This is a genomic window from Streptomyces sp. NPDC051561 (assembly GCF_044454195.1).
GTDB lineage: Bacteria > Actinomycetota > Actinomycetes > Streptomycetales > Streptomycetaceae > Streptomyces.
In genome coordinates this window covers 40,241-57,594 of the sequence record NZ_JBITDM010000002.1, presented here as the reverse complement: position 1 = coordinate 57,594, position 17,354 = coordinate 40,241, and the positions used below count along the sequence as shown (strand labels likewise).

11 protein-coding genes are annotated in these 17,354 nt (G+C 70.0%); 6 read left to right on the top strand and 5 right to left on the bottom strand.

All coding sequences use genetic code 11. The annotated features are described in order from the left end of the window. Positions 1 to 304: 304 nt before the first annotated feature. The gene (locus ACIA73_RS04605; protein WP_399437447.1) at positions 305 to 1,606 is read left to right on the top strand and encodes a cation:dicarboxylate symporter family transporter; all 1,302 of its coding nucleotides are present in this window, start codon (positions 305 to 307) and stop codon (positions 1,604 to 1,606) included. A 72-nt stretch (positions 1,607 to 1,678) separates the two neighbouring features. Here the strand turns inward: ACIA73_RS04605 and ACIA73_RS04600 are convergent, their stop codons facing one another. After that, positions 1,679 to 2,308 carry a TetR/AcrR family transcriptional regulator gene (locus ACIA73_RS04600; protein WP_399436811.1) on the bottom strand — a complete coding sequence of 210 codons (630 nt, stop codon included), beginning with the start codon at positions 2,306 to 2,308 and terminating at the stop codon, positions 1,679 to 1,681. Between the two features lie 142 nt (positions 2,309 to 2,450). Here ACIA73_RS04600 and ACIA73_RS04595 point away from each other — a divergent pair, with 142 nt between their 5' ends. The 5 genes from ACIA73_RS04595 to ACIA73_RS04575 all read left to right on the top strand — a co-directional run bounded on the left by ACIA73_RS04595 (position 2,451) and on the right by ACIA73_RS04575 (position 9,455). Beyond that, positions 2,451 to 4,097 carry an MFS transporter gene (locus tag ACIA73_RS04595; protein ID WP_399437446.1) on the top strand — a complete coding sequence of 549 codons (1,647 nt, stop codon included), beginning with the start codon at positions 2,451 to 2,453 and terminating at the stop codon, positions 4,095 to 4,097. Between the two features lie 111 nt (positions 4,098 to 4,208). Further along, positions 4,209 to 5,540, top strand: coding sequence for an SUKH-4 family immunity protein (locus tag ACIA73_RS04590; protein WP_399436810.1), 1,332 nt, complete (start codon positions 4,209 to 4,211; stop codon positions 5,538 to 5,540). A gap of 93 nt (positions 5,541 to 5,633) precedes the next feature. Further along, positions 5,634 to 6,353 (top strand): GAF and ANTAR domain-containing protein, encoded by a 720-nt coding sequence (locus ACIA73_RS04585; protein ID WP_399436809.1) that lies wholly within the window; start codon positions 5,634 to 5,636, stop codon positions 6,351 to 6,353. A gap of 174 nt (positions 6,354 to 6,527) precedes the next feature. Beyond that, a complete protein-coding gene (locus ACIA73_RS04580) occupies positions 6,528 to 6,911 on the top strand; it encodes an STAS domain-containing protein (RefSeq protein WP_399436808.1) in 384 nt (127 codons plus the stop codon). 135 nt (positions 6,912 to 7,046) lie between these two features. Then, positions 7,047 to 9,455, top strand: a complete 2,409-nt coding sequence (locus ACIA73_RS04575) for a HelD family protein (RefSeq protein WP_399436807.1) — start codon at positions 7,047 to 7,049, stop codon at positions 9,453 to 9,455. On the opposite strand, the gene glgB is transcribed toward ACIA73_RS04575, so the two are convergent. From glgB to ACIA73_RS04555, 4 genes are all read right to left on the bottom strand, one after another. Then, positions 9,442 to 11,898: a 1,4-alpha-glucan branching enzyme gene (gene glgB, locus ACIA73_RS04570; protein ID WP_399436806.1), complete on the bottom strand. Its 2,457-nt coding sequence runs from the start codon at positions 11,896 to 11,898 to the stop codon at positions 9,442 to 9,444. The two genes, ACIA73_RS04575 and glgB, sit on opposite strands and share 14 nt — an antisense overlap. A gap of 61 nt (positions 11,899 to 11,959) precedes the next feature. Then, on the bottom strand, positions 11,960 to 13,402 hold the full coding sequence (locus tag ACIA73_RS04565) for a maltokinase (protein ID WP_399436805.1): 1,443 nt from the start codon (positions 13,400 to 13,402) through the stop codon (positions 11,960 to 11,962). Between the two features lie 151 nt (positions 13,403 to 13,553). Beyond that, complete coding sequence (gene treS, locus ACIA73_RS04560) at positions 13,554 to 15,302, bottom strand: maltose alpha-D-glucosyltransferase (protein WP_399436804.1); 1,749 nt, start codon at positions 15,300 to 15,302, stop codon at positions 13,554 to 13,556. After that, positions 15,299 to 17,317, bottom strand: coding sequence for a maltotransferase domain-containing protein (locus tag ACIA73_RS04555; RefSeq protein ID WP_399436803.1), 2,019 nt, complete (start codon positions 17,315 to 17,317; stop codon positions 15,299 to 15,301). Before ACIA73_RS04555 ends, treS begins: the two co-directional genes overlap by 4 nt. Between the last annotated feature and the right edge of the window lie 37 nt (positions 17,318 to 17,354).

Below are 17,354 nucleotides of genomic sequence, written 5' to 3'. Positions count from 1 at the left end.
GCCCACGATACGGACGGGGCGGGCGTGGTGGCTACGGTGCGTTCGCACCGGATCACTGCTCGTAGGAACGTCCAGCGGAATGCGGAATGCGAAATCTGTGAACTCTACGACCGCAAGGGTGTGTTGCCGCAGGCCGTGATGCATAGTCGCCGGGAACGAGAACGGGGACGGCGAGAGCAGGGAGACACAAGTGGCGGACGAGAAGCCGGGAACGGCAGAGGGCGCGCAGCGGGTACCGGCCCAGGGCGCGCAGTCGGTACCGGGAGCGAAGGGGAAACGGCGGGACCGCTCGCACTACCTCTACATAGCAGTCATCGTGGCCGTACTCCTGGGCATCGCCGTCGGATTCCTCGCGCCGGGCGTGGCCAAGGAACTGAAGCCGATCGGTACCGGCTTCGTCAACCTGATCAAGATGCTGATCTCGCCGATCATCTTCTGCACCATCGTGCTGGGCATCGGCTCCGTGCGGAAGGCCGCCAAGGTCGGCGCGGTGGGCGGGCTCGCGCTCGGCTACTTCATGGTGATGTCGACCGTGGCGCTCGGCATCGGTCTGCTGGTCGGCAATCTGATCCACCCGGGCGACGGGCTCGACCTGGACGCCCACAAGGACGCGGGCGCCAAGCAGGCGGAGGGCGCCAGCGAGAGCACCTCCGACTTCCTGCTCAGCATCATCCCCAAGACCCTGATCTCCGCCTTCACCGAGGGCTCGGTGCTCCAGACCCTCTTCGTCGCCCTCCTGGTGGGCTTCGCGCTCCAGGCGATGGGCTCGGCGGGCGAACCGGTGCTGCGCGGCGTCGGGCACATCCAGCGGCTGGTGTTCCGGGTGCTGGCGATGGTGATGTGGGCGGCCCCGGTGGGTGCGTTCGGTGCGATCGCGGCGGTGGTCGGCGAGACCGGCCTGAAGGCACTCCAGTCGCTCGCCGTCATCATGATCGCCTTCTATGTCACCTGCGTCCTCTTCGTCTTCGTCGTCCTGGGCCTGATCCTCAAGCTCTGCACCGGCCTGAACATCTTCAAGCTGCTCGCCTATCTGGGCCGTGAGTTCCTGCTGATCCTCTCCACCTCGTCCTCCGAGACCGCGCTGCCGCGGCTGATCGCGAAGATGGAACACCTGGGGGTCAGCAAGCCGGTGGTCGGCATCACCGTTCCGACCGGCTACTCCTTCAACCTCGACGGCACGGCCATCTACCTGACGATGGCCTCCCTCTTCATCGCCAACGCGATGGGGGACCCGCTCAACATCGGCGAGCAGATCGCCCTCCTCGGCTTCATGATCATCGCCTCCAAGGGTGCGGCGGGCGTCACCGGCGCCGGCATCGCCACCCTGGCCGGCGGCCTCCAGTCGCACCGCCCCGAACTGGTCGACGGCGTCGGTCTGATCGTCGGCATCGACCGCTTCATGAGCGAGGCCCGCGCCCTCACCAACTTCGCGGGCAACGCGGTCGCCACGGTCCTCGTCGGCACCTGGACCAAGGAGATCGACCGTGAGCGGGTGGGGCTGGTACTGGGCGGCAAGCTGCCCTTCGACGAGAGCACGCTGACAGCGGAGGGGGCGTCACAGGGGGCGTCCGAGCCGAAGCGAACCACTCCGGCCGAGGTCGGCTAGCAACCGCTCCCGAAGGGGGCGCGGACCGGGACGGTTCCCAGGCCCGCGCCCCCTTCGGCTGTTCGGTGGCGGCTATTCGGTGACCGCCCGCTCCACCAGCTCCGCCACCACATCCGCCGGCACCCCCGCCGAGAGCAGTGCCGTCGTGGCCGCCGCCCGCCCCGCGTCCTCGGTCGCCAGGGCTCCCTCGTTCACCGCCTCCATCAGGCCGAAGAGGGTCTGTTCGTGTACGTAGGCGAGGGCCGCCGCCGGGACGGGGGAGTGGAACACCCCGGATTCCTGGCCGAGTTCGAGCAGCGCCACGCAGTCCTTGCGGACCGGGGTCAGCCGCTGCTTGATGCCCTCCATGGACAGGCTGCGCTGCGCCAGGGCGACCAGCAGGCGGTAGCGGTCGGCGATCTTCCAGACCGCCAGAATGGCGCGGGCCAGGGCCTCCGCAGGGTCGTCGATCCCGGACCGGCCGGCCGCGTGCGCCTCGATGACGGCCTCGGCCGCACTGTCGACGAGGGCGGCGACCAGAGCTTCCCGGTTGGGGAAGTGGCCGTAGACGGTGCGGCGTACCACTCCTGCCGCGCGGGCGATCTGGTCCATGCTCGCGTCCGGATCGCGCAGCAGCTCCGTCAGCGCGACCTCCATGATGCGGCGGCGGTTCGCGTCCGCCCGGCCGGAGCTGCTCGTGGTCACGCCGCTGGCTGAGGTCATGCCTCCATTTTGCACACAGGTGTGCAGTCGCGTAACTTGCACATGGTTGTGCAGTTGCACAGCGGTGTGCAAGCGAGTGTCGTTATGTGATGACAAAGAGGTGGAAACTGTGCCCCTGGTCGCCAACCAGCCGGTGGAAGAGATGGACCGGCCGTACCCGAAGCGCTGGTGGGCCCTGGCGGTCCTGTGCCTGAGTCTGCTGATCATCGTGATGGCGAACACCGCCCTCACCGTCGCAGCCCCCGACATGACCAAGGACCTCGGGCTGACCAGCGCGGACCTCCAGTGGGTGGTCGACGGCTACACCGTTCCGTACGCCGCGCTGATGCTGCTGCTCGGCGCGATCGGCGACAAGTACAGCCGTCGCGGGGCCCTGGTGCTCGGTCTGCTGGTCTTCGGCGGGGGAGCCGTCGCGGGCTCGCTCGTCGACACCGCGAACGGGGTCATCGCCGCCCGCGCCGTGATGGGCGTCGGGGCAGCGATGATCATGCCCGCCACCCTGTCGCTGCTCGCCGCGACCTTCCCGCGCGCCGAGCGCGCCAAGGCGATCGTGATCTGGACCGCCACCGCGGGCCTCGCCATCGCCGCCGGTCCGCTGGTCGCGGGCGCACTTCTGGAGGACCGCGGCTGGGCCTCCACCTTCCTGATCAACGTCCCGGTGGCCGCCCTCGCGATCATCGGCGCCCTCACCCTCGTACCGCCGTCCAAGGCATCCGTGCACGGCCGGATCGACTACGTCGGCGGGCTGCTCTCCGTGCTCTGGGTGGCCGCGCTGATCTTCGCGATCATCGAGGGCCCGCACTTCGGCTGGGACGCCAAGGCGATCGGCGCGGCCGTGATCGCAGGCGTCGGACTGCTGCTGTTCGTGGTGTGGGAGCTGCGGCACCCGCGTCCGGTGCTCGATGTACGCCGCTTCCTGGACCGTGGCTTCGCGGGCTCCAACCTGGCCGTCGCCCTCTTCTTCCTGGCCGTCTTCGGCGCCTTCTACTTCCTGACCCAGCACCTCCAGTTCGTCCTCGGCTTCAACGCGCTTCAGACGGGTGTACGGATGCTGCCGCTGGCCGGTGCGGTCTTCGTCGGCTCCGCGCTGACCGGGTTCCTCACCCCGCGCCTCGGCATGAAGGTCACCGTCACGGCCGGAATGGTCGGCGGTACGGTCGCCCTGGCCCTGCTCACCCGGATCGACGACGCCTCCGCGTACGGGGACTTCGTCCTGCCGCTGGTGATCCTGGGCCTCGCCATCGGGCTCGCCCTGTCGCCCTGCACCGACGCCATCATGGGCGCCTTCCCGGAGTCCGAACTCGGCGTCGGCGGCGCGGTCAACGACACCTCGCTGGAGCTGGGCGGCTCGCTCGGCATCGCGGTACTCGGCTCGGTGCTCGCCGGTTCCTACTCCTCGCAGCTGGCCGACGGCGTGAAGGGCTCGCAGCTGCCCGCCGCCGCCCTGGACACCGCCCAGGACTCGGTCGGCGCCGGATACGCCGTCGCTCAGGGCGTCGGCGACAAGGCGGGCGAACTCGCGGCCAAGGCCGCCGGGGCCACCGACCCCGAGCAGGCCGCCCAGCTCAAGGGGCAGGCCGGTCAACTCGCCCAGGGAGCCAAGGACATGGCGGACGCGGTCGGCTCCGCCTTCTCCGACGCCGTCGCGCACACCAGCCTGATCGGCGCGGTGATCCTGGCGGCCGGCACCGTCCTGGTCGCGGTACTGCTGCCGCGCCGCGCGAACGCCGCGACAAGTGCGGCGGAAGAGACGTCCGGAGAGCGGGAGTTGGCGGACGCCACCCGCTGACAGCCGGGGTTCGGACACAGGCGCCGCCCCCTCGGCGGCGGGGGGCGCCGGGCCCGATTGTCAGTGGCGGATGTCAGGATGATCTCCAAGAACTCACGGGGGAGATCAGCCATGAACCACGACACCCGCGCCCGGGACGCCCACGACCTGGACGTCCTGCTGGCGGACCCGGCGGCCCTGCTGCACACGGACCGCGAGTCGATACGGTACGAACTGACCTCCCGGGCCCGGAAGCCGGCGGCGGCCGAGGACGGCCGGGCCGTCTTCCGGCAGGCCGAGGCGATATTCGGCACCCAGGACGTCCCGCGCGCCGAGTTCGCCTCCTGGCTGCACTTCGCCGCCACCGTCCTGGGCCGCCGGGAGTACGCGGCCAGGGTCAGGTCGGCCGCCCCCGAGATGCCGTGGAGCACCGAGTGGGCCTGGTGGCGCCCGGTCGGCCACTTCACCGCACACCCCAACCTGAGCGGCGACTGCTCCGCCGAGCACCTGCTGCACGAGGGGCGGGAGCTGATCCAGGTGGACGGAATGTGGTGCGACGACCGCTGGTTCGACGCCCGCACCGGCGAGAGCGTCCCCGCGGTGCCCGAGGACGAGGCGGAGGACTTCAGCCCCGGCCGCGACGCCGAGCTGGTGCTGCCGGTCCTGTTCGACGAGGACCCCTCGGGCCCCGCCCTGTCCGTGCCGCCCACCTGGGACTACGCCGAACCCCTCGACACCGAGGGCCGCTACCTCATCGAGGAGCCGCGCGGCATCGCCGTACTGCGCATCCACAACGACGTACTGGCGGACTGGCCCACCGGCGGCGCGAGTTACTCCTCGGCCGAGGAGAGCGACGGCGACACCGATCCGTCGCCCGACCTCGACCCGCCGCTCACCGCCGCCAGAATGGCCGACACCTTCGGCGACGGGGTGCGGCTCTTCTCCCCGGCCGACCTGCCCGCCTCCCTGGAGCACCGCCCGACCCGGTCGTTCCTCACCGGGGTCGGCGTGCCCGACTGGTGGTCGGGCGGAGTGACCGGCTTCTCGGCCGCCGCCACCGTCGAACCCCTCGCAGGCCACCGCGACCTGCTGGTGTTCGGCTCCTTCGACCTGGGCAGCGACGAGGGCGAGGTCTGCGTCCACCGGACCACCGGCACCGTCCACTTCGTGCGGCCGGGCGAGGGCAAGGACGACGGCGAGGGCGCGGAGAGCGGCGGCCCGGACGGCGTCGCCCCCACCCGCCTCGTCCGCGACGTGGAGACGTTCACCCTGTTCCTGGAGAACCTGCGCCGGTACATGAACGCGAGCTGGGACCCCTACCCCGCCGAGGCCGGCGCCGAGTACGACTTCGAGAGCCGGATGGAGGAGCTGGACCCCGGGGCCTTCGCCGACGGGTCGCCGTCCCGGGAGAACTGGCAGCAGATCTTCGCCACCATCACCGCCCTCGGTGTGTACGGATATTGAGCCATGGTGCCGGGATCGAGCTGAGGTCGCCGCAGGCGGGTAGGAGCCTGTACCCGGGGATGTGAATGGCCCGAGCGGTATGAGGTGACGGAGATGGGCCGTGTACAACACTGGATGGACGCATCCGTCCATCTGGCCGAGCTGATGCTCACCGAGACGGATGTCCGGGAATTCCTCCGGGAGTTCTGCACCCGCAGTGTCGGACTGCTGGACACGGTCGCGGTGGGCGCGATGCTCGCCGACGAGAACGGCGTACTGCGCGTCGCGGCCGCCTCCGACGAGCGCTCCGCACTGCTCGAACTGCTCGCGGCCCAACGCCAGGAGGGCCCCTGCGTCGACGGCTACCGCTCGGGCGAACCGGAGTACGACATCGACCTGCGCGCCGCCGCCGACCGCTGGCCCGTCTTCTGTTCCCGTGCACTGAAGCAGGGCATCGACCGGACCTCCGTCCTGCCGCTGCGCCGGCAGGAGGAGCGGCTCGGCACCTGGCAGGTGTACGGCCACGACAAGCTGCCCGAGCGCCAGGAACTGGAACTGGCCCAGCGGCTGGCCGACATCACCGTGCTCTCACTGAGCCACTCGAAGGACCTCTGGCACCTCAGCCGCTCCGCGGACGAACTGCGCTCCGCACTGACCAGCCGGGTCGCCATAGAACAGGCCAAGGGCATGCTGGCCGCCCAGTGGGGCGTCCACCCGGATGTCGCCTTCCAGCCACTGCGCGCCTACGCGCGCTCACACCGGCGCAGGCTCAGGGAGGTGGCACTGGACATCGTGGAAGGGCGGCTCCAACTCCCGCCGGACGAAGGGCAGTAGCGGCCGACATCGGTCCGTCGAGTCAAGTGGCTTGCTGGAACTTCACTCGAACGGGCCGATTTTGTATGGGTAACCGATTCTGCGAGGCAGTGGATGCGTACGTTCATGGAGGCCATCCCAGACCCCGGTGAGTCTTCGCGAAACCAACGGTTCCAATTACCTGGGGTGGGGCGTATGCCGGAATCCTCCGTCGAGAAACCCGTAGAACTGCGTCGTGTGGGAGACACTCTCGTCGTCGCTCTCAACGGTGAGCTGGACCTCTACGCGGCCCTCCAATGCGGTCCACCGATCGACCGCGCCCTGGCCGCGCGCCCGCGCCGCACGGTCGCCGACCTGACCTGGGTCACCTTCATGGACTGCAGCGGCCTCGCCCTGCTGGTGCGCATGCGCAGGCGCACCGCCCACTGGGGCGGCGAGTTCGTCCTCCACAGCCCGGACCCGGAAAGGTTCAGGATCCTGCGGTACGTCGATGTGGGTGAGCCCCTGCGCTTCGTCGGTGCGCTCCCCGGCGACGGGCGCGACCCCGGCCACCCCGCCACGGAGCCTTCGCTGCCCTGATCCGGGCGGCGGGCCGGCCACATACAGGGCCGACCACATACAAGGCCGGCCGGCCACGTGCAAGGTGAGCCGCATACAGAAATACCCCGGCGCGTTGACAGCCGGGGTATTTCTCTGCGTATATTTGACGTTTCCATGACTGCATTCGAAAAAGGTCATGGAGTGCCGCCGTGTAGACACCGTAACCCAGTGGGGGAAGACTTGTCAACCGAGGAATTGTCAACCCGGGAACTCCAGCAGGAGCAGCAGTTCCTCGACGGCCTGTACGAGCGCCTCGACGTGCTCCGCGAAAAGACCGAGGGCCATGTCCAGGGATCGCTCGCCGAGGACGCCGGGAGCACCCCGCAGGCCCGGCTGGAGCGGGAGGTCACCGTCTCGGAGACCTCCGGCCTGCTCGCCGCGCTGAACTCGGTGGAGTCCGGACTCTGCTTCGGCCGCCTCGACTTCACCGAGGGATCCGAGGAGAACGGCGCCACCCACCACATCGGCCGCGTCGGTGTCCGCCGTGACGACGCCGAGCGCACCCCGCTGCTCGTCGACTGGCGCGCCCCCGTCGCCCGCCCCTTCTACCTCGCCACCGGCCACACCCCGATGGGCCTGCGCCGCCGCCGGCACCTCACCACCCGGGGTCGCACCGTCACCGCACTGCACGACGAGATCCTCGACCTCGGCGACACCGAGCGCACCGGCCACGAGGACCCCAGCGGCGACGCGGTCCTGCTCGCCGCCCTGAACAGCGCCCGCACCGGCCGGATGGCCGACATCGTGCAGACCATCCAGGCCGAGCAGGACCGCGTCATCCGCGCCCCGCACCGCGGCGTCCTGGTCGTCGAGGGCGGCCCCGGCACCGGCAAGACCGCCGTCGCCCTGCACCGTGCCGCCTACCTCCTCTACGCGTACCGCGAGCAGCTGGCCCGACGCGCGGTGCTGATCGTCGGCCCCAACCCCGCCTTCCTCGGCTACATCGGCGACGTCCTGCCCTCCCTGGGCGAGACCGGCGTGCTGCTGTCCACCACCAACGAACTCTTCCCCGGCATCACCGCCAACGGCACCGACACCCCCGAGGCCGCCGCGGTCAAGGGCGGGGCGGCGATGGCCGACGTCATCGCCCAGCTGGTACGGGACCGGCAGACCGTCCCCGACGACGTCACGGAGATCGAGCACGAGCAGTACACCCTCCGCCTGGAGCGGGCCATGGCGGAGGACGCCCGCCACCAGGCCCGTGCCACCCGCCTTCCGCACAACCTGGCCCGCGGCCACTTCGGCAGGTACCTCCTGGACGCGCTCACCGAGCAGCTCGCCGACGGCATCGGACGCGCGCCGTACGAGGAGATCGCGGAGGAACTGGGCGAGGAGATCCCGGAGGGCAACATCCTGGGCACCGCCGAGGTCGAGCAGCTCGGCAAGGAGATCGCCGGGAACCCGCAGGTCGTCGCCGCGATCGAGGAGCTGTGGCCGGAGCTCACCCCGCAGCAGCTGATCACCGAGTTCCTGGCCGACCCGTCCGTTCAACTGCCCTACGAAGATGCCGAGTTGATCCGGCGCGAGGCGGGCGCGGCCTGGACCTCCGCCGACGTACCGCTGCTGGACGAGGCCGCCGAGCTGCTGGGTGCGGACGACCACGCGGCGCGGCAGGCGGCGGCCAGGGAGTACGAGGAGCGGGTCGCGTACGCCAAGGGGGTGCTGGACGTGTCGTACGGGTCGCGGACGTACGAGTTCGAGGACGTCGACGACGAGGACTCGGAGGTGCTGGGGGCGCACGACCTGATCGACGCCGAGCGGTTCGCCGAGCGGCACGAGGAGGGGGACCACCGCAGTGCCGCCGCGCGGGCGGCGGTCGACCGGACCTGGGCGTTCGGGCACATCATCGTCGACGAGGCGCAGGAGCTGTCGGCGATGGCGTGGCGGCTGCTGATGCGGCGTTGCCCGACCCGGTCGATGACGCTGGTCGGCGACCCGGCGCAGGTCGGCGACGCGGCGGGCTGCGACTCCTGGAAGCAGATCCTCGACCCGTATGTCGGCGACCGCTACGAGCACACCCGGCTGGGGGTCAACTACCGCACCCCGGCGGAGTTCATGGAACTGGCGGCGCAGGTGATGCGCGCGGCCGATCCGGCCTTCGAGCCGCCGAGCTCGGTACGTTCCACGGGCGAACTGCCGTGGGCGCGCCGGACCACCGCCGAGGACCTCGCGCGTACGGTCGCGGAGGCGGTCCGGGCGGTCGCGGTGGCGGAGTCCGGGGGCAGGCTGGCGGTCGTGGCGCCCGCCGGGCTGATCCCCGCGCTGGCGGCCGAGCTCCCGGCGGCCTCGTACGGCAGCGAGCCCGACCTCACCGTTCCGGTGGTGCTGCTGGCCCCGCAGCAGGCGAAGGGCCTGGAGTTCGACGCCGTGATCGTGGTGGAACCGGAACTGATCCGTTCCGGCTCCCCACGTGGCCTCAACGATCTCTATGTGGCGCTGACCAGGGCGACCCAGCAGTTGGGACTGATCCACACGGACGTACTCGACGAGGAAACGGAAGCCCGGGTCGCTAGGCGGGCCTGAACCAGACCGTCGCCAGCGGCGGCAGAGTGATCCGGATGCTGGCCGGGCGCCCGTGGTGCCCGGCCGCCTCCGGCTTCAGCGGCTCCGGATTGTGCAGACCGCTGCCGCCGTAGCGTTCCGCGTCCGTGTTCAGGACTTCGGTCCAGGCCGGTACGTCGTCGGGGACGCCGATCCGGAACTCGTGCCGTACGGCGGGCGAGAAGTGGGACACGGCGAGGAGCGGGCTGCCGGACGCGTCGTAGCGCAGGAACGCGAAGACGTTGTCCTCGGCGGCGTCGCCGTCCACCCAGGCGAAGCCCTCGGGGGAGGTGTCCCGTTCCCACAGGGAGGGTGTCGCGCGGTAGGTGGTGTTGAGGTCGCGGACCAGATCGCGGACGCCCCGGTGGTCGTTCTCGGCGCCGTACGACGGATCGAGCAGCCACCAGTCCGGACCGTGTGCCTCCGACCACTCGGCGCCCTGGGCGAACTCCTGCCCCATGAAGAGGAGTTGCTTGCCCGGGTGGGCCCACATGAAGCCGAGGTAGGCACGGTGGGTGGCGCGCTGCTGCCACCAGTCGCCGGGCATCTTGGAGACCAGCGAGCGCTTGCCGTGGACGACCTCGTCGTGGGAGATCGGCAGGACGTAGTTCTCGCTGTAGGCGTACACCATCGAGAAGGTCATCTCGTGGTGGTGGTACTTGCGGTGCACCGGTTCCTTGGCGGCGTAGCCGAGGGAGTCGTGCATCCAGCCCATGTTCCACTTCAGGCCGAAGCCCAGCCCGCCGAAGCCGCCGGGGCCGATGTGGTGGGTGGCGCGGGTGACGCCGTCCCAGGCGGTGGACTCCTCGGCGATGGTGACGATGCCGGGGTTGCGGCGGTAGACGGTGGCGTTCATCTCCTGGAGGAAGGCGACGGCGTCCAGGTTCTCCCGGCCGCCGTACGCGTTGGGAACCCACTCGCCCTCCTCGCGCGAGTAGTCGAGGTAGAGCATGGAGGCGACCGCGTCGACCCGCAGGCCGTCGATGTGGAACTCCTCGCACCAGTAACTGGCGTTGGCGACAAGGAAGTTGCGAACCTCGTTGCGGCCGAAGTCGAATTCGAGGGTGCCCCAGTCCGGGTGCGCGGACTTCATCGGGTCCTCGTGCTCGTACAGTGGCCGGCCGTCGAACTCGGCGAGCGCCCAGTCGTCGCGCGGGAAGTGCGCGGGCACCCAGTCGACCAGCACCCCGATCCCTGCCCGGTGCAGGGCGTCCACCAGGAAGCGGAAGTCGTCCGGGGTGCCGAGGCGGGAGGTCGGCGCGTAGAAACCGGTCACCTGATAGCCCCAGGAACCACCGAAGGGGTGCTCGGCGACCGGCATCAGCTCGACATGGGTGAATCCCAGGTCCTTGACGTACGCCGGGAGTTGCTCGGCGAGCTGGCGGTAGGTGAGGCCGGGGCGCCAGGACGCCAGATGCACCTCGTAGGCGGAGAACGGGGCTTCATGGGGGGAGCGTTCGCCCCGGGAGGCCATCCACTGGGCGTCCTGCCAGATGTGGTGGGTGTCGGTGACGACGGAGGAGTTGGCGGGCGGCACCTCGGTGTGCCGGGCCATCGGGTCCGCGCGCATGCTCAGCGAGCTGTCCGGGCGGGTGATCTGGAACTTGTAGAGCTCACCCTCCCCGACGCCGGGCAGGAACAGCTCCCACACCCCGCTGCCGCCCAGCGAGCGCATCGGATATCCGGTGCCGTCCCAGTAGTTGAAGTCGCCGACGACCCTGACTCCGCGTGCGTTGGGCGCCCAGACGGTGAAGCGGGTGCCGGTGACCTGCTGGTGCACCATCGGCTGTGCGCCGAGTGCCCGCCACAGCTCCTCGTGCCGCCCCTCGCCGATCAGATGCAGATCGATCTCGCCGAGCGAGGGCAGGAAGCGGTACGGGTCGTGGATGTCGATCTCGTTGTCGTCGTACGTCACCAGCAGGCGGTACTCGGGTACGTCGGTGAGTGGCAGCAGCCCGGAGAAGAACCCCTCGCCGTCGTCCAGGAGCTGGGCCCGCAGCCCGTCGGCGACGACCGTCACGGCCTTGGCGTACGGCCGCAGCGCACGGAAGACGACGCCGTCGGCGGTGGGGTGGGAGCCGAGTACGCCGTGCGGGTCGTGGTGGGTGCCGCACAGCAGACGGCCCTTGTCGACCATGTCGAGCGGGGGAGCGGGGAGCACCCCCGGGGTGGCGGCCACGGACTGCTCGGGTGCTTTGGGGGCCTTCGGGGCCTTGACGGCCTTGGAAGCGGCGGTCTTGGGCTTGGCGGTCTTCGCCTTGGTGGTGCGGGTCTTCGGCCGGTCGGGCTCGTCCGGTGCGGCCCCCGGGTTCGCCGACCTCGGCTTCGGGGCCTTCGGAGATTTGGGCGCCGTGGCCCCGGGCGAGGTGCGGCGGGGCGGCCGGGGGGTCTCCCCGCCGGAAGCGGGGGTGGGGCGGGGGGTCACGGAGACGTCCTCTCGATGGTGAATACGGTCAGCGACGTGCGGGTTCAACAGCCTTGCGGATTCAGTGAGTTGCCAGTCGGCGGATGGCTTCCATCGGTACGCTCAGCCAGTCCGGCCGGTGCCGGGCCTCGTAGAGCACCTCGTACACCGCCTTGTCGGTCTCGTACGCCCGCAACAGCGCGGGCATGGTGCGCGGGTCGGTGCCGGAGGCGGCGGCGTACCCCTCGCAGTAGGCGTTGCGGCAGTTGTCGGCCCACTCCGCATGCTGCCGGGGCGAGGGGGAGTGGGGAGCCGGGGGATTCAGGTGGGCGGCGTAGTCGAAGGACCGGAGCATGCCTGCCACGTCGCGGACGACGGGCTGCGGGCGGCGGCGTTCGGTGAGCGGTTTCGAGGGCTCCCCTTCGAAGTCGATCACCGACCATTCGCCGTCCGGGCCGCGCAGGGCCTGGCCCAGATGGAGGTCGCCGTGCACCCGTTGCGCGGTGACCACCGGGCCCTGCGCCCCCAACTCCCGCAACGAGTCGAAGGACTGACGTAACCCCTTGGCGTGAGGTCGCAGCGCGGGAACCGCCTGGGCGACCGCCTCCAGTTGCTCGGTCATCCGGTCGGCGAGGAGTGCGGCCTGAGGGCGGCCGAGGGTGATCAGGGGCAGGGTCGCGGCGAGCGCGGTGTGCACCTCGGCGGTGGCCCGGCCCAGGGCGTGCGCCTCGGCGGTGAAGTCCCGGCCGGCGGCGAAGGCCTCCAGGGCGAGCTGCCAGCCGTCCTCGGCGTCGTGCAGGAAGGGCTGGAGCAGCCCGAGCGTGAACGGCTCGCAGGGGTCGGCGGGGTTGGCGCCCTCGAACCAGGCGACCGGCGCGGGCACCCGCGCGCAGCCTTCGCGGGCGAGCGCGAGCGGGAGTTCGAGATCGGGGTTGGCGCCCGGGTGGAGCCGCCGGAAGATTTTCAGTATGTACGCGTTTCCGTACACCAGTGAGGAGTTGGACTGTTCGGCGCCGAGCGCCCGGGCGGCGAGCCCGGCCGGTATCTCCGCCTTCGGGTCCTTGTCGAAGCGCAGCGAGCCGAGCGGGCCCGGCACCCGCAGCCGCTCCAGGAGCAGTCCGGCCAGGCGTGGGTCGTCCAGCCCCTCGTACACCGTGTGCCCGGCCAGCGGTCCTTCCGCGACATGGCCGATGAGGGCGGACGCGAGGGACGGGGGCAGCGAGCGACGCACCCCGAGCAGCAGTTGATAGCAGTCGGCGGGTGGCGTCGCGGGCGGTAACTGCTCCGGGAAGCCGTGCTGTTGGGCGCGTACGAGCAGATGGAGCAGCCCCGGTGAACCGGTCAGCGGTAGCAGTTCGGTGGCCGACACCAGGGTGAATTCGGTGATCGGGCGTCCCTTGCCCGCGAACCACCGCTGCCGGGGCAGCCACTCGTGCAGCAGCGGGGCCAGCGAGGCGAGGAGCGCGGACGAGGCGTGCGGGACGGGTGGGGAGGTGAGGGGTGAGGCGGAAGGGGTCTCCGGCATGGCATCGCGTCCTTTCCGGCACTTGCTGTTCGGGACGGTGCTGTGGTGCGAGATCTGACCGAGGTGCAGGTGCAGCACCTGGCTGCGGTGCGAAACCTGACGGGTGCCCCGGGCCGGACGGCGGAAACCGCACGGCCCGGGAATCGGCCGCTCAGTGCCGCGACTGCTCCGCCCTGGCCTGGGCGCCCGGGTCCTTGCGCAGCCGGAACCAGTAGAAGCCGTGTCCCGCGAGGGTGAGCAGATACGGCAGCTCGCCGATCGCGGGGAAGCGGACTCCGCCGATCAGCTCGACCGGGTGCCGGCCGTTGAAGACCTGGAGGTCCAGCTCGGTCGGCTGGGCGAAGCGCGAGAAGTTGTGCACGCACAGCACGAGGTCGTCCTCGCCGTCCCGCGTCGAGGGGGCCTCGCGGAGGAAGGCGAGCACGGCCGGGTTGGAGGAGGGGAGTTCGGTGTACGAGCCCAGGCCGAACGCCGGATTCTGCTTGCGGATCTCGATCATGCGCCGGGTCCAGTGCAGCAGCGACGAGGGCGAGGTCATCGAGGCCTCGACGTTGGTCACCTGGTAGCCGTAGACCGGGTCCATGATCGTGGGGAGGGAGAGCCGGCCGGGGTCGCAGGAGGAGAATCCCGCGTTCCGGTCCGGTGTCCACTGCATCGGGGTGCGGACCGCGTCCCGGTCGCCCAGCCAGATGTTGTCGCCCATGCCGATCTCGTCGCCGTAGTACAGGATCGGGGAGCCGGGCAGCGAGAGCAGCAGTGCGGTGAACAGCTCGATCTGGTTGCGGTCGTTGTCCAGCAGCGGCGCCAGACGCCGGCGGATGCCGATGTTGGCGCGCATCCGTGGGTCCTTGGCGTACTCCGCGTACATGTAGTCGCGCTCTTCGTCGGTGACCATTTCGAGGGTGAGCTCGTCGTGGTTGCGCAGGAAGATGCCCCACTGGGCGTTGTGCGGGATGGACGGGGTCTTGGCGAGGATCTCCGAGACCGGGTAGCGCGATTCACGGCGCACGGCCATGAAGATGCGCGGCATCACCGGGAAGTGGAACGCCATGTGGCACTCGTCGCCGCCCTTGGAGAAGTCGCCCAGATACTCGACGACGTCCTCCGGCCACTGGTTCGCCTCGGCCAGCAGCACGGTGTCCGGGTAGGAGGCGTCGATCTCCGCCCGTACCCGCTTCAGGAACTCGTGGGTGCGCGGCAGGTTCTCGCAGTTGGTCCCTTCCTCCTGGTAGAGGTAGGGGACCGCGTCCAGGCGGAAGCCGTCGATGCCGAGGTCCAGCCAGAAGCGCAGGGCGGAGATGATCTCCTCCTGCACCGCCGGGTTCTCGTAGTTGAGGTCCGGCTGGTGGGAGAAGAAGCGGTGCCAGTAGTACTGCTTGCGCACCGGGTCGAAGGTCCAGTTGGAGGTCTCCGTGTCGACGAAGATGATCCGCGCGTCCTGGTACTGCTTGTCGTCGTCGGCCCAGACGTAGTAGTCGCCGTAAGGGCCGTCCGGGTCGCTCCTGGACTGCTGGAACCACTCGTGCTGGTCGCTGGTGTGGTTCATGACGAAGTCGATGATGACGCGCATGCCGCGCTGGTGCGTGGCATCCACGAACTCCACGAAGTCGGCGAGATCACCGAACTCGGGCAGTACCGCTGTGTAGTTGGAGACGTCGTAGCCACCGTCGCGCAGCGGCGACATGAAGAACGGCGGCAGCCAGAGGCAGTCGACACCCAGCCACTGGAGGTAGTCCAGCTTGGCGGTGATGCCCTTGAGGTCGCCGACGCCGTCCCCGTTGCTGTCCTGGAAGGACCGGACGAGGACTTCGTAGAACACGGCGCGCTTGAACCACTCGGGATCCCGGTCCTTCGCCGGAGTGTCCTCGAAGGTGTCGTGAACGGGCTCGTTGACGATCATGATGTGGGTGACCCTCCGGTCAGCGGGGACGGTCGCAGGGTGACGAGGTGCGCGGGCGCTCGGCCCGGCTCCAGGCGCACGTACGTGGCCCTGCCCCAGTGGTAGGTCTCGCCGGTGAGCTCGTCGCGCACCGGAACGGTCTCGTGCCAGAGGTGGCCGAGTGCCGGCATGTCCAACGAGACCGTGGCCTCCTGGGTGTGGTGAGGGTCGAGGTTCACGACCACCAGAACGGTGTTCGAGGTGCCATCACCCCTCTCTGGGACCGCTGTTGATCGCTTGGAGTACGCCAGGATCCGGTCGTTGTCCGTGTGGTGGAAGTGGATGTCGCGGAGCTGCTGGAGGGCGGGGTTCTCCCGCCGCAGACGGTTGAGGGTGGTGATCAGCGGGGTGATGGTCCGGCCCTCGCGTTCGGCCGACTCCCAGTCACGGGGCCTGAGTTGGTACTTCTCCGAGTGGAGGTACTCCTCGCTGCCCTCGCGGATCGGGACGTTCTCGCACAGTTCGTAGCCCGCGTACACACCCCAGGACGGGGACATGGTGGCGGCCAGTACGGCGCGCACCTCGAAGGCCGGGCGCCCGCCGTGCTGGAGGTAGGCGTGCAGGATGTCGGGGGTGTTCACGAAGAAGTTCGGACGCATCAACGGGGCACTCTCACGCGAGAGTTCGGTCAGGTACTCGGTGAGTTCCTGCTTGTCGTTGCGCCAGGTGAAGTAGGTGTACGACTGCTGGAAGCCGATCGCGCCGAGGGTGCGCATCATGGCCGGCCTGGTGAACGCCTCGGCCAGGAAGATCACATCCGGGTCGGACTCCCGGATGTCGGCGAGCACCCGCTCCCAGAACACCACCGGCTTGGTGTGCGGATTGTCGACCCGGAAGATCCTTACCCCGTGGGCCATCCACAGCCGCAGGATGCGCAGGGTCTCGGTGATCAGCCCCGGCATGTCGCGGTCGAAGGCGATCGGGTAGATGTCCTGGTACTTCTTCGGCGGGTTCTCCGCGTACGCGATGGTGCCGTCGGGGCGGTGGTGGAACCACTGGGGGTGCTCGGTGACCCAGGGGTGGTCGGGGGAGCACTGGAGGGCGAAGTCCAGGGCCACCTCCATGCCCAGGTCGCGGGCGGCGGCGACGAAGTGGTCGAAGTCCTCGAAGGTGCCGAGGTCCGGGTGAATGGCGTCGTGCCCGCCGTCCTCGGAGCCGATCGCCCACGGCACGCCGACGTCCGCTTCGGAGGCGGAGAGGGTGTTGTTGGGGCCCTTGCGGTAGGTGGTGCCGATGGGGTGGATGGGTGGCAGATAGACCACGTCGAATCCCATGGCGGCCACGGCGGGGAGCCTCTTCGCGGCGGTACGGAAGGTCCCCGTGGCGGCCGGAATTCCACCTTCGGGTGGACTTGCGCCCTCGGAACGCGGAAACAGCTCGTACCAGGAACCGTAGAGCGCGCGCACCCGTTCGACCAGCAACGGCAGCGGATCGGAGGTGGACAGGGGCTCACGCAGCGGATGGTGGGACAGCGCGGCATCGACCTCGGGGGTCAGGGCGGCGGCGAGCCGGGCGGGGGCGGGCCGCTTGGTGTCGCGCAGAGCGTCCACGGCGGCCAGCACCGCCTCGCGTCCGTCCTTCTTCGGCACGCCGGCGGCGGCCCGTTCGTAGAGTTCGGCGCCCTCCGCCAGGACGAGTTCGGTGTCCTGGCCGGCCGGGATCTTGATTCCGGCGTGGTGGCGCCAGGTCGAGACCGGGTCGCCCCAGGCCTCGACGACGTACGACCACAGGCCCTCGCGGTCCGGGGTCACCTCGGCGCCCCACCGGTCGGTGCCGGGGGCCAGTTCGCGCATCGGCGTCCAGGGCCCCGGGCGCCCCTCGGGGTCGAGGAGGACCGCGTTGGCGGCCACGGAGTCATGGCCTTCGCGGAAGACGGTGGCGGAGATCTGGAACGTTTCTCCTGCCACCGCCTTGGCCGGCCTCTTGCCGCGGTCCACCGCGGGGGATACGTCCAGGACGGGGATACGACCGATCAATGGGCTCACCTGTCCGCGTTCGCTCGGGGTCTCGGAG